This window comes from Pseudonocardia abyssalis, from assembly GCF_019263705.2.
GTDB lineage: Bacteria > Actinomycetota > Actinomycetes > Mycobacteriales > Pseudonocardiaceae > Pseudonocardia > Pseudonocardia abyssalis.
The window spans coordinates 3,191,069-3,204,053 of record NZ_JADQDK010000001.1 but is presented as its reverse complement, the minus strand read 5'-3'; the positions used below and the strand labels follow the sequence as shown (position 1 = coordinate 3,204,053).

8 protein-coding genes are annotated in these 12,985 nt (G+C 72.7%); 3 read left to right on the top strand and 5 right to left on the bottom strand.

Going from position 1 to position 12,985, the window contains the following annotated elements; translation table 11 throughout:
* Nucleotides 1–89: 89 nt before the first annotated feature.
* From I4I81_RS15535 to I4I81_RS15525, 3 genes are read right to left on the bottom strand one after another with little or no spacing between them, the layout of a single operon-like run.
* Nucleotides 90–1,853 carry a helix-turn-helix domain-containing protein gene (locus I4I81_RS15535; protein WP_218616131.1) on the bottom strand — a complete coding sequence of 588 codons (1,764 nt, stop codon included), beginning with the start codon at nucleotides 1,851–1,853 and terminating at the stop codon, nucleotides 90–92.
* 9 nt (nucleotides 1,854–1,862) lie between these two features.
* Nucleotides 1,863–3,200, bottom strand: a complete 1,338-nt coding sequence (locus tag I4I81_RS15530) for an MFS transporter (protein ID WP_218605596.1) — start codon at nucleotides 3,198–3,200, stop codon at nucleotides 1,863–1,865.
* A gap of 17 nt (nucleotides 3,201–3,217) precedes the next feature.
* Nucleotides 3,218–3,955 (bottom strand): 3-hydroxybutyrate dehydrogenase, encoded by a 738-nt coding sequence (locus I4I81_RS15525; protein WP_218605597.1) that lies wholly within the window; start codon nucleotides 3,953–3,955, stop codon nucleotides 3,218–3,220.
* 147 nt (nucleotides 3,956–4,102) lie between these two features.
* Here I4I81_RS15525 and I4I81_RS15520 point away from each other — a divergent pair, with 147 nt between their 5' ends.
* From I4I81_RS15520 to I4I81_RS15510, 3 genes are all read left to right on the top strand, one after another.
* Entirely contained in the window at nucleotides 4,103–4,360 is a 258-nt protein-coding gene (locus tag I4I81_RS15520; protein ID WP_218605598.1) for a hypothetical protein, read from the top strand.
* Between the two features lie 121 nt (nucleotides 4,361–4,481).
* Complete coding sequence (locus I4I81_RS15515) at nucleotides 4,482–5,480, top strand: cation diffusion facilitator family transporter (RefSeq protein ID WP_218605599.1); 999 nt, start codon at nucleotides 4,482–4,484, stop codon at nucleotides 5,478–5,480.
* Between the two features lie 423 nt (nucleotides 5,481–5,903).
* Nucleotides 5,904–6,776 (top strand): DUF559 domain-containing protein, encoded by an 873-nt coding sequence (locus I4I81_RS15510; protein WP_218616130.1) that lies wholly within the window; start codon nucleotides 5,904–5,906, stop codon nucleotides 6,774–6,776.
* Nucleotides 6,777–6,873: 97 nt separating this feature from the next.
* Here the strand turns inward: I4I81_RS15510 and I4I81_RS15505 are convergent, their stop codons facing one another.
* Together I4I81_RS15505 and gltB are read right to left on the bottom strand one after the other, a co-directional pair.
* A complete protein-coding gene (locus I4I81_RS15505) occupies nucleotides 6,874–8,325 on the bottom strand; it encodes a glutamate synthase subunit beta (RefSeq protein WP_218604355.1) in 1,452 nt (483 codons plus the stop codon).
* The gene (gene gltB / locus I4I81_RS15500; protein WP_225924600.1) at nucleotides 8,318–12,880 is read right to left on the bottom strand and encodes a glutamate synthase large subunit; all 4,563 of its coding nucleotides are present in this window, start codon (nucleotides 12,878–12,880) and stop codon (nucleotides 8,318–8,320) included. Before gltB ends, I4I81_RS15505 begins: the two co-directional genes overlap by 8 nt.
* Nucleotides 12,881–12,985: the final 105 nt, after the last annotated feature.

Below are 12,985 nucleotides of genomic sequence, written 5' to 3'. Positions count from 1 at the left end.
GCACGCTACCCCCGCGACTCGGGGGCGGGGATTCAGCGACTCGGGGGCGGGGATTCAGCGACTCGCGGGTGGGGAACGGGGCCCGCGGGTCAGGGGGTGGGCCGCCGCAGGCGGCGCAGGTGCAGGGCCAGCTGGAGTTCCAGGGCGCGGGTGGGGGTCGACCAGTCCTCGCCGAGCAGGGTGGCGACACGGTCGAGCCGCTGGGTGACGGTGTTGACGTGCACGTGGAGCTCACCCGCCGCGCGGCTCGGGCTGGCCCCCGCGGCGAAGTACGCCTCCAGCGTGCCGAGCAGGTCGCTGCCGCGCCGCGCGTCGTAGTCGAGGACGGGTCCGAGCACGTCGTGCAGGTACGTCCCGACGTCCCCCGGCCCCCCGACGAGCCCGGCGAACCCGATCTCGCGGGCCGACCCCGCCCGCCGCCCGAGCGCGACGAGCGCACCCGCGGTGCGCTGGGCCCGGTCGTGCACCTCGCGCAGCCCCCCACCGGGCACCACCGGCCCCGCCGTGCCGATCGTCGGGCCGTCGCCGAGGCGCCGCGCGAGGGCCGCGGCGACGGCCGACGGGTCGGTGCCCGGCACGACCGCGACGAGGTCGTCGCCGTGCGGCCCGGCCAGCCCGCCGCCGTCGCCCGCGGCCACCGCGAGACCGCGCACCGGCCCGCGGCACACCGCCACCACGTGCGGGACGCCCAGTCGCAGCCCCAGCAACCGGCCGCGCTCGATCAGCGCGGGGTCGGGCTCGCCGCCGTCGCGGGCCAGCAGTTCGGTGAGCAGGTCCGTGCGCACCCGCTGGTCGGCCTCGGCCGCGCGCAGCCGGAACAGCAGCACCAGCGCGGTGACCATCGCGGCGCGCTCCACGGTCCGGCCCTGCCCGCGGTCGAGTTCGTCGACCCCGCCCAGCACGAGCGTGCCCAGCCGCTGCCCCGCCGCGCTGACGGCCACCGCCCACCCGTCGCCGGCGCGCGTCAGGCGCCCCGACCCCTCGGCCGCGACGGACCGCGGGACGGGGACCTCGCCGTAGGTGGCGAGGCAGTGGTCGTCGACGTCGAACACGCCGACCCAGCAGCCCAGCAGCTCGCCGAGGGTCGCCGCGATGTCGTCGACCCCGCCGCCGGACAGCACCACCTGCGAGAACCGGTCGTGTGCGGTGGCCGCCTGCTCGATCCCGGCGTGGGCGGCGGAGAGCGCGGCGAGCGCGTCGGCGGTCTCGGTGACGCGACGCGCCTGCACGAGCGACACCGCGGCCAGCGCCGCGAGCGAACCCAGCAGCGCCACCTCGTCGCGCCGGAACTCGCGCCGGGTGCGGTGCGAGGCGAACAGCACCCCGACGAAGTCCCCGTCGACCAGCAGCGGCGTGCCGCAGATCGCGACGAGCCCCTCCTCGCCGACCGCCCCGTCGATCTCGTCGGTGTGGTCGTAGCGCTCGTCGGCGGGGTAGTCGGGCGTCCAGTAGGGGCGGCGGGTCTGCGCGACGAGCCCGCCGAGCCCGGCCCCGAGCGGGAGCCGCAGCGCCTGGAACCGCGCCGACACCGATCCCGCGGTGGCCCGCATGAACGTGTCGCCGAGGTCGGGGTCGAACAGCGTCAGGTAGGCGACGTCGGTGCCGAGCAGGCTCCGCGCCCGGCGCACGATCGCGTCGAGGACCCCGCGCGGGTCGGCGACCGACGCGAGGTCCCTGGCCGTCTCGACGAGCGCGGACAGCTCCGCCTCCCGGCGGCGGTGCTCGTCGATCCCGGCCCGGATCCGCAGGGCGAGACCGCGGGCCTCGGGATGCTGCTGCGCCTGCTCGGCGATGCGGTCGGCGGACGCATCCTCGGCGAGCAGGCGCAGCAGGTCGAGCGCGGTCTGCGGCACGGGGAGAACCTAGCGGGACACGGCCTTCGGCAGCGCCGGGTCCTCGGCCAGGTCGCGGTGGCGGGTCTCGGAGTAGCTGGCCACCGCGATGATCGTCAGCACCGCGGACGCCGCCACGTACACCGCGACCGGGTAGCCGCTGCCGTACGCCGTGATCAGCGCGACCGCGATCAGCGGGGCGAGCCCACCGGCGAGGATCGACGCGAGCTGGTAGCCGATCGAGACGCCCGAGTAGCGCACCTTCGTGCCGAACAGCTCGGACAGGAACGCCGCCTGCGGCCCGTACATGGCGCCGTGGAAGATCAGCCCGCCGACGACGGCGAGCACGGCCGCGCCGAAGCTGCGGGTGTCGAGCAGCGCGATGAAGGCGAACGCCCACACCCCGACCCCGACGGCCCCGAGCAGGTAGATCGGCTTGCGCCCGAACCGGTCGCTCAGCGCGCCCCAGATCGGGATCGTCACGAAGTGCACCGCCGCACCGATCAGTACCGCGCCGAGCACGAACGAGCTCGACAGGTCCAGCTGCGTCGTCGCGTACGTCGTGACGACGATCGTGAAGATGTAGTACGAGACGTTCTCGGCGAACCGCGCGCCCATCGCCGTCAGCACCTCGCGCGGGTAGCTGCGCAGGACCTCCAGGATCGGCATGGCGTCGGCCGCGCCCTCGTCGGCCCGCTGTTTCGCCAGGGCCTGCGCCTCGCGGAACACCGGGGACTCCTCGACGGACAGGCGGATGTAGAGCCCGATCAGCACCAGTACGGCGGAGAGCAGGAACGGGATGCGCCAGCCCCAGGCCAGGAAGTCGGCCTCGGTCTGGAACGCCGCGAGGAGCGCCAGGATGCCGTTGGCGAGCAGCTGGCCGCCCGGCGCACCGGCCTGCGGCCAGCTCGCCCAGTAGCCGCGGCGCTCCGGGTCGCCGTGCTCGGAGACGATCAGCACCGCCCCACCCCACTCGCCGCCGAGTGCGAAGCCCTGCACGAGCCGCAGCAGCACCAGGATGACCGGCGCGGCGATCCCGATGGTCGCGTATCCCGGCAGCAGTCCGATGAGGAACGTCGCGACGCCCATCATCAGCAGGCTGACGACCAGCAGCGTCTTGCGGCCGATCTTGTCGCCGTAGTGACCGAACACCAGCCCGCCGACCGGGCGGGCGATGAAGCCGACGGCGAACGTGCCGAGCGAGAGCAGCACGCCCGTCGCCGGGTCGTTGCCGGGGAAGAAGACCTGGGGGAACACGAGCGCCGCGGCGACGCCGTAGAGGAAGAAGTCGTACCACTCGACCGTGGTGCCGGCCATGGAAGCGCCGACGACCTTGACGATGGAGCTGCGTGGCTGGGTCTCAGCCATGGGGCAACCCTTTCTGACTAGTGGGCGGTCCAGCCGCCGTCCATGAGCAGGGAGGTACCGGAGATCGAGCCGGACGCCGGGCCGTAGAGCAGGGCGGCGAGCTCGGCGACCTCCGCGGGTTCGACGAGCCGCTTCACCGCGACGGGGGTGAGCATGATCCGTTCCAGGACCTCGGACTCGTCGATGCCGTGCGTGCGCGCCTGGTCCGCGATCTGCTTCTCGACCAGCGGTGTGCGCACGTAGGCGGGGTTGAGGCAGTTGCTGGTGACGCCGCGCGCGGCGCCCTCCAGCGCGATCACCTTCGACAGGCCCTCCAGCCCGTGCTTGGCGCTGACGTAGGCGGACTTGAACGGGCTCGCGCGCACCCCGTGCACGCTGGAGACGTTGACGATCCGGCCCCAGCCGCGCTCGTACATGTGCGGAAGCACCAGCCGGGAGAGCCGGAACGGCGCCTCCAGCATCACGCGCAGGATGAACCCGAACCGCTCGGGATCGAACTCGTGCACCGGCGCCACGTGCTGGATGCCGGCGTTGTTGACGAGCACGTCGACCGCCGAGGGCAGGGCGTCGACGGCGTCGAGGTCGGACAGGTCGCACACGATCTGCTCGACCCCGTCCAGCTCCTTGAGGCCCGCCTCGTCGCGGTCGACGGCGATCACGTGCGCCCCGTCGTCGACCAGGCGGCGCGTGATGGCCGCCCCGATCCCGGACGCCGCACCCGTGACCAACGCCGTCCGACCCGCCAGAATCGTCATGGGCCGAGACGTTAGGGGAGTGTGAGGCGCATCGCCGTGGGGCCTCGACCTACATCCGTGTGCTCTCGCGTGTGCGGTGACGCCACCGGCGGGCACCGTCTCAGGATGAGAACGTGCCGGTGATCACGGCCCGTGATACTTCCGCCCATGAAGAGCGATGTGTGGGAGGCCGAGGTCGGGACGGACCACGCCGCGTGGCTCGCCACGGAGAGCCGCACCGCGGGTCTGGCCCGGGAGTACCGGCCGATCGACATCGGGGAGGGGCGGATCCGCTACAACTACCTCGCGCTCGGGGCCGCCCGTGAGCTGGGCGAGGAGGAGGACGGCTACCTCACCGACGACGCCGAGGGTCTGCGCGTCTGGATCGGGGACGACGCGTTCGAGCTGGAGCTCACGGAGGACTGACGCTTCGCGGCCCGGGTGGTCGTCGTGCGCGTGATACGTGAGGCATCGAATCAATCGATGGCTCACGGAAGGCGCACGATGACCCCCACCCCGTCCCGGGCGGGGGCGTAGCGTTGCCGCCGTGCCGGAGCAGGAGACGACCGGGGGTGGGGAGAGCACGCTCACGGTGCTCGTCGCGCTGGGGGCCAACGCGCTGATCGGCGTGCTCAAGCTGGTGGCCGGCGTGCTCACCGGGTCGGCGGCGATGCTCGCCGAGGCGGCGCACTCCGTCGCCGACACCGCGACCGAGGGGCTGCTGCTCACCGCGCTGCGCCGCTCGGAGAAGCCCGCCGACCGCCGTCATCCCTTCGGCTACGGCAAGGAGCGATTCTTCTGGGCGCTCATCGCCGCCGTCGGCATCTTCGTCTCCGGCGCGGTGTTCGCGATCTACGAGGGCCTCTCGACGATGCTCGGCGAGGGCGAGGAGCAGACCCTCATCTGGGTCGCCTACGCCGTCCTCGGCGGGTCCTTCCTGCTGGAGGGCGTCTCGTGGCTGCAGGCGGTGAGGCAGGTGCGGAACGGGTCGCGCGCCCACGACCAGGGCTTCGTGCAGTTCCTGCGCGAGACCGACGACCCCACCGTCAAGTCGGTGTTCTTCGAGGACAGCGCCGCCCTGATCGGCCTGCTGCTGGCCCTGGGCGGGATCGGGTTGCACCAGATCACCGGGTCGAGCTTCTGGGACGGGCTCGCGTCGCTGCTGATCGGGGTGCTGCTCTCCGGCGTCGCGTACGTCCTGGGGGCCACGAACAAGGGCCTGCTGATCGGCCGGCAGGCCGACCCGCGGCTCGTGTACGCGGTGCGCGACCACCTCGCGGCCCGCCCGGAGGTCGAGAAGGTCGTCGACCTGCTCACGATGACGCTCGGCACCGACCGCGTGCTGGTCTGCGCCCGCGTCGACTTCGACGACGCGCTGGGCGCGGCCGACCTCGAGCGCGCGTGCGTGGAGATCGACGACTCCCTGCGCGAGCGGTTCCCGCAGCTCGACGAGATCTTCCTCGAACCGGTGCCCCGCACCGACGAGCGGTTGCGGGCGAGGGTCCTGGACCGCTACGGCGCGGGCATCACACCCCCACCGACCTGACTCCGGTCAGCTGGTCGCCGCCCACCGCACGATGGCCCTCGGGCGGGCGCTGGGGTGCGGGCGGCGACGATCGCGCTCTGGTCGGGGTGTTGCTCGGCGGCACGGGCGGAAGGGGTCGGGGCGGACGGTGCCCGGCCGCGGGTCCGGCGGCCGGTGATCGGCGCGCGCCGCACGGAGCGGCCCTCGGGAGGGCGCTGCGGTACGGCCGGCACCGATCATCGGGTGGGCCGCCCGCCGGCGACCGGTGCGCCGCACGGGGACGGTCCGGGAAGGGTGCGCCGGTGCGGGTGGAGCCGGTCATGTGGCCGGTTCGGCGGTGATCGTCGCCCACCGCACCGTGCGTCCCGCGGGCCCACTGTGTGCGGGAGGAAAGGATCGTGGGCGGGAGGGAACCGCGGGCGGTCTCGTTCCGTCCAACCCGCCGTGAACCTGTGCCGACCGTTCCGCGGAACCCGGGCCGTCGCCTCCGGGATCCTCACCCCGAAGATGCTGCGCGGCCCGCGCTTGCGTCGCCTGTTCCGCGACGTCTACGTCTGCGCCGACGTCGAGGTCGATCTCGCGCTGCGCTCGGAGGCCGCGTACCTGCTCGTCGAGGGCACCGGGGTGCTCGGCGGGTACTCCGCGGCCGAGCTGCTGGGTGCCTCCTGCGGACCTGAGGACGCCCCCGCCGAGGTCGTCAGCCCGACGCGGATGCGGTCGCGGCCCGGCCTGCTGGTGCGGGAGGAGGCGGTCCCGCCCGGCGAGCGGTGGCGGGTGGGGGAGGTGCGGGTGACGTCGCCGCTGCACACCGCCTTCCGCCTGGCCTGCCGGCTCCCGCTCGTCGAGGCGGTGGTGGCGGTCGACGCGCTGGCGCACCGGTTCTCGCTGGACCCGTGGGACGTGGTCCGCTTCGGCTACCGCCACCTCGGCGCGCCCGGGAGCGCGCGGCTCCCCGACGTCGCCCGGCTCGCCCACCCGCTCGCGGAGTCCCCGATGGAGACGCGGATCCGGCTGGCCATCGCGTTCGACGGGCTTCCGCCGCCGGTCCTGCAACACCCCGTGGGCGCCTACGACCTCGACATGGCCTACCCCGACGTGCTGCTCGCGGTGGAGTACGACGGACGGGAGCACCGCACGCCCGAGCGCGCGCGACGGGACCTCGCCCGCCAGGCGTACCTGTCGTCGGCCGGCTGGACGGTGCTCCGCTTCGGAGCCGCCGACGTGCTCCACCGGCCGCGGACGGTGGCCGCCGCGGTGCGGCGGGCCCTGGCCGCCCGCGGTGTGACCGCCGCCGCCCGCACCGCGATGCCCCGGTGATCGCTGCGGCCCGCACGGCAGCGCCCCGACGAGGGCGCCGGGGTGCGGCCGGAACCGATCACCAGCCGCACCCCCCCGGGGAAGTGCGGCCGGTGACTCAGACCAGCGGGCGGTCGGTGGGGTCGATCGGGCGGGGCAGGACGTCGCGCCCGGTGAGGTAGGCGTCCACCCCGGCGGCCGCGGAACGACCCTCCGCGATGGCCCACACGATCAGCGACTGGCCGCGGCCCATGTCGCCGGCCGAGAACACGCCGTCGACGCTGGTCATGAAGCTGCGGTCGCGCGCGACGTTGCCGCGCTCGTCGAGCTCCACGCCCAGCTCGGAGAGCAGCTTGCCCTTCTCCGGGCCGACGAAGCCCATCGCGAGCAGCACCAGCTGGGCCGGGAGCTCCCGCTCGGTGCCGGGCACCTCGTCGAAGCCCTTCTCGCCGCGCCGCACCTCGACGATGCGGATGGCCTGGAGCTTGCCGTCCGCGTCGCCGACGAACTCGGTGGTGTTGACCGAGAACAGGCGGTCGCCGCCCTCCTCGTGCGCCGAGGTGACCCGGTAGACCATCGGGTAGGTCGGCCAGGGCATGCCCTCGTCGCGCTTCTCCGGCGGCGTCGGCATGATCTCCAGCTGGGTGACCGACAGCGCGCCCTGGCGGTGGCTGGTGCCGAGGCAGTCGGCCCCGGTGTCACCGCCGCCGATGATCACGACGTGCTTGCCCTCGGCGGTGATCTCCGGCGCGTCGATGTCGCCCTGCTGCACGTGGTTGGCCCACGGCAGGAACTCCATCGCCTGGTAGACGCCCTCGACCTCGCGGCCCTTGGCGGGCAGGTCGCGCCACGCGGTGGCCCCGCCGGCGAGCACGACCGCGTCGAAGTCCGCGCGCAGCTGCTCCACCGTGACGTCGACGCCCACGTCGACCGAGGCGCGGAACAGCGTGCCCTCGGCCTTCATCTGCTCCAGGCGCCGGTCGAGCCGGGACTTCTCCATCTTGAACTCGGGGATGCCGTAGCGCAGCAGCCCGCCGATGCGGTCGGACCGCTCGAACACCACGACGTCGTGACCGACGCGGGTGAGCTGCTGTGCGGCGGCCAGCCCGGCCGGCCCGGACCCGACGACGGCGACCTTCTTGCCCGTCTTCGTCTGCGCCGGCTGCGGCGGTACCCAGCCCTCGTCCCACGCCCGGTCGACGATCTCGATCTCGACCTGCTTGATCGTGACCGCGTCGTCGTTGATCGCCAGCACGCAGGCCGCCTCGCACGGGGCGGGGCAGAGCGTGCCGGTGAACTCCGGGAAGTTGTTCGTGGCGTGCAGCCGCTCGGTGGCCTCGCGCCAGTCCTTGCGGTAGACGAGGTCGTTCCACTCCGGGATGAGGTTGCCCAGCGGGCAGCCCTGGTGGCAGAACGGGATGCCGCAGTTCATGCAGCGCCCGGCCTGCTTCTCCAGCGTGCCGCGCTCGAAGTCCTCGTAGACCTCGCGCCAGTCGCTCAGGCGCAGGTCGACCGGGCGGCGCGTGGGCCCCTCCCGCTTGGTGGTGAGGAATCCCTTCGGGTCACCCATGTGCGGCCTCCATGATCGCTTCGTCGACGTTGCGGCCGTCGCGCTCGGCGGCCTCGCGGGCCTGCAGCACGCGCTTGAAGTCGCGCGGCATGACCTTGCCGAAGCGGGCCACGCTCTCGTCCCAGTCGGTGAGCAGGTTCTTCGCCACCGCGGAGTCGGTCTCGGCGTAGTGCCGCTCCACGGTCTCGCGCAGGAACGCGCGATCCTCGTCGTCGAGGGGGTCGATGTCGACCATCTCGGGGTTGACGCGGTGGGTCGGCAGGTCGAGCACGTAGGCGACCCCGCCGGACATGCCCGCGGCGAAGTTGCGCCCGATCCGCCCGAGCACGACCACGCGCCCGCCGGTCATGTACTCGCAGGCGTGGTCGCCCACGCCCTCGACGACGGCCAGCGCACCGGAGTTCCGGACGCAGAACCGCTCGCCGACGATGCCGCGGACGAAGATCTCGCCCGACGTGGCCCCGTAGAGGATCACGTTGCCGGCGATGATGTTGTCCTCGGCGACGAACGGCGCCGTCGGGTCGGGGCGCAGCGTCAGGCGACCGCCGGACAGGCCCTTGCCGAAGAAGTCGTTGGTGTCGCCGACCAGCCGCAGCGTGATGCCCTTGGGCACGAACGCGCCGAAGCTCTGGCCCGCCGAGCCGGTGAGCGTGACGTCGATCGTGTCGTCGGGCAGGCCCTCGCCGCCCCACTGCGTCGTGAGGTGGTGGCCGAGCATGGTGCCGACGGTGCGGTTGACGTTGCGCACCGGCAGGTCGAGACGGACCTTGTCGCCGGAGCGCAGCGCGCCCTCGCACAGCTGGATCAGGGTGTTGTCGAGCGCCTTGTCCAGGCCGTGGTCCTGCGTGGTCGTGTTGTGCCGCGGTGCGCCCGCGGGCAGCTCCGGCACGGTGAAGATCGGGGTCAGGTCGATGCCCTCGGTCTTCCAGTGCCGCACCGCGTCGTCGGTGTCGAGCAGCTCCGCGTGGCCCACGGCCTCCTGCAGTGTGCGGAAGCCCAGCGCCGCGAGGTACTCGCGCACCTCCTGCGCGACGAACCGCATGAAGTTGACGACGTACTCCGGTCGCCCGTCGAAGCGCTTGCGCAGCACGGGGTTCTGGGTGGCGACGCCGACCGGGCAGGTGTCGAGGTGGCAGACGCGCATCATGATGCAGCCGCTGACGACGAGCGGGGCGGTGGCGAAACCGAACTCCTCCGCCCCCAGCAGAGCCGCGATCATGACGTCGCGACCGGTCTTGAGCTGCCCGTCGGCCTGCACGACGATGCGGTCGCGCAGGTTGTTGCGCAGCAGCGTCTGCTGGGTCTCGGCCAGGCCGAGCTCCCACGGGCCGCCCGCGTGCTTGATCGAGCTCAGCGGTGACGCTCCCGTGCCGCCGTCGTGGCCCGAGATGAGCACGACGTCGGAGTAGGCCTTCGCCACGCCCGCCGCGACCGTGCCGACGCCGACCTGGCTGACCAGCTTCACGTGGATGCGGGCCCTCGGGTTGGCGTTCTTCAGGTCGTGGATGAGCTGCTTGATGTCCTCGATGGAGTAGATGTCGTGGTGCGGCGGCGGCGAGATCAGCCCGACGCCCGGCGTGGAGTACCGGGTCTTCGCGATCCAGGGGTAGACCTTGCCGCCGGGCAGCTGACCGCCCTCGCCGGGCTTCGCGCCCTGCGCGATCTTGATCTGGATGTCGTCGGAGTTGACCAGGTACTCGCTGGTGACCCCGAAGCGCCCGGACGCGACCTGCTTGATCGCCGAGCGCCGCGAGTCGCCGTTGGCGTCGGGCGTCCAGCGGTCGGCGTCCTCGCCGCCCTCACCGGTGTTGGACTTGCCGCCGAGGCGGTTCATCGCGATGGCGAGCGTCTCGTGCATCTCCTGGCTGATCGAGCCGTAGGAGATGGCGCCGGTGGCGAAGCGCGTCACGATGGACTCGACGGACTCGACCTCGTCGATCGGCACGGGCGGACGGCCACCGTTCTCGACGCCCTCCCGGAACGCGAACAGCCCGCGCAGGGTGTTGAGCCGGCCGGCCTGCTCGTCGACGGCGCGGGTGTAGTCCTTGAAGACCTCGTACTTCCCGGCCCGCGTGGAGTGCTGCAGCTTGAAGACGGTCTGCGGGTTGAACAGGTGCAGCTCGCCCTCGCGGCGCCACTGGTACTCGCCGCCGACCTCCAGCGCGCGGTGCGACGCGCGCACCTCGTCGGAGGGGAAGGCGTGCCGGTGGTGGCGCAGCACCTCCTCGGCGAGCACGTCGTAGCCGACGCCGCCCAGACGGGACGTGGTGCCGCAGAAGCACTCGTCGACGACCTCCTTGCCCAGCCCGATCGCCTCGAAGATCTGCGCGCCGGTGTAGGACGCCACGGTGGAGACACCGATCTTCGACATCGTCTTGCGGACGCCCTTGCCGAGCGCCTTGACGAGATTCTTCGCGGCCGTGGCCGGGTCGATGCCGGGGATGTCACCGCGCTCGGCGAGGTCCTCGACGGTGGCCATCGCCAGGTACGGGTTGACCGCGGCCGCCCCGTAGCCGATGAGCAGCGCGATGTGGTGCACCTCGCGGGCGTCGCCGGACTCGACGACGAGCCCGACCCGGCTGCGGGACTTCTCGCGCACCAGGTGGTGGTGCACCGCGCCGGTGAGCAGCAGCGACGGGATGGGCGCGTGCTTGGCGTCGACGCCGCGGTTGGACAGCACGATCAGCCGTGCGCCGTCCTCGATGGCCTCGGACACCTCGCGGCAGATCTCGTTGAGCCGCCTGCGCAGCCCCTCGCCGCCCTCGGCGGCCTTGAACACACCCTTGGCGGTGACGCACGCGAAACCGGGCAGCTCACCGTCGTCGTTGATGTGGACGATCTTCGCGAGGTCGTCGTTGCCGAGCACCGGGAACGGCAGCACGATCGTGCGGCAGTTGGCCGGGGTGGCGTCGAGCAGGTTCTGCTCCGGCCCGAGCTGGCTCTGCAGCGAGGTGACGAGCTCCTCGCGGATCGCGTCCAGCGGCGGGTTGGTGACCTGCGCGAACAGCTGGATGAAGTAGTCGAACAGCAGCCGCGGGCGCTCCGACATCGCCGCGATCGGCGCGTCGTTGCCCATCGAGCCGATCGGCTCCGCGCCGACCGATGCCATCGGCTTGAGCAGGAGGTTGAGCTCCTCCTCGGTGTAGCCGAAGGACTGCTGGCGGTGGGTGAGCGCCGCGTGGCTCGGGACCTCGCGGTCGCGGGCGGGCAGGTCGCCCAGGTGGATCAGGCCGGCGTGCAGCCAGTCGGCGTAGGGGTGCTCGGCGGACAGTGCGCCCTTGATCTCGGCGTCGTCGACGAGCTTCCCGGCCGCGGTGTCGACGAGGAACATCCGGCCCGGCTCGAGGCGGCCCTTGCGCACGACGTTGGCGGGGGCGACGTCGAGCACGCCCACCTCCGACGCCAGCACGACGGTGCCGTCGTCGGTGACCCAGTAGCGCGCGGGGCGCAGGCCGTTGCGGTCGAGGACCGCGCCGATCAGCGTGCCGTCGGTGAACGCGACGAGCGCGGGACCGTCCCACGGCTCCATCAGCGTGGAGTGGAACTCGTAGAAGGCCCGGCGGGCCGGGTCCATCTCGTCGTGGTTCTCCCACGCCTCCGGGATCATCATCAGCACCGCGTGCGGCAGGCTGCGCCCGCCCAGGTGCAGGAGCTCGAGCACCTCGTCGAACGTGGCGGAGTCGCTCGCGTCCGGGGTGACGACGGGGGACAGGCGCGCGAGGTCGCCCGGGATCAGGTCCGACTTCAGCAGCGCCTCGCGCGAGGCCATCCAGTTGCGGTTGCCGCGCAGGGTGTTGATCTCCCCGTTGTGCGCGACGTAGCGGTAGGGGTGCGCGAGCGGCCAGGCCGGGAACGTGTTCGTCGAGAAGCGGGAGTGCACCACGGCCAGCGCGCTCGTGACGCGCTCGTCGGACAGGTCGGGGTAGAACGCCTCGACCTGCGGCTCGGCCAGCATCCCCTTGTAGACGATGGTGCGCGGCGACAGCGACGGGAAGTAGGTGCCGGTGCCGTGCTCGGCGCGCTTGCGCAGGCAGAACGTGAGGCGCTCCAGCTCGATGCCGGACTCGTCGTGCGCACCGGCCACGAACAGCTGGCGGAAGCTCGGCATCGCGGCACGCGCGGTGGGACCGATGTCGGCGCCGTCCGGGTCGACGGGGAGCTCTCGCCAGCCGAGGACGGTGAGGCCCTCCTCGGTGGTGAGGCGGTCGATCTCCGCGACGGCTGCGTCGGCCTCCGCCGCGTCGGCGGGCAGGAACGCGGTGCCGACGGCGTAGGCGCCCTCGGCTGGGAGCGCGAAGTCGACGACGTCGCGGAAGAAGGCGTCCGGCAGCTGGATCAGGATGCCCGCACCGTCACCGGTGTTGGCCTCGGCGCCGCGCGCGCCCCGGTGCTCCAGGCGCAGCAGGGCCGTGAGGGCCTTGCGGACGATGGAGTGGTCGCGGCGGCCGGCCAGGTCGGCGACCATGGCGACACCGCAGGCGTCGTGCTCGAAGTCCGGGGCGTAGAGCCCCTCCGAGGTAACCGCTGTGCCGGTTCGCTTCGTGATGGCAGCCAACAGTGCCTCCTGTCGTCTCGGTGCACCCCGACACTGACACCCAGGATCTGTGGGCGATCGGGACGACGTGATGGTGGGGTTAGAGAATAAACGACACCCCCGTCG

What these genes read in the sequence shown, in the direction of transcription:
- I4I81_RS15530 (WP_218605596.1), bottom strand. Translation starts at nt 3,200, where the DNA reads ATGGCTGAGACCCAGCCACGCAGCTCCATCGTCAAGGTCGTCGGCGCT.
- I4I81_RS15525 (WP_218605597.1), bottom strand. Translation starts at nt 3,955, where the DNA reads ATGACGATTCTGGCGGGTCGGACGGCGTTGGTCACGGGTGCGGCGTCC.
- I4I81_RS15520 (WP_218605598.1), top strand. Translation starts at nt 4,103, where the DNA reads ATGAAGAGCGATGTGTGGGAGGCCGAGGTCGGGACGGACCACGCCGCG.
- I4I81_RS15505 (WP_218604355.1), bottom strand. Translation starts at nt 8,325, where the DNA reads ATGGGTGACCCGAAGGGATTCCTCACCACCAAGCGGGAGGGGCCCACG.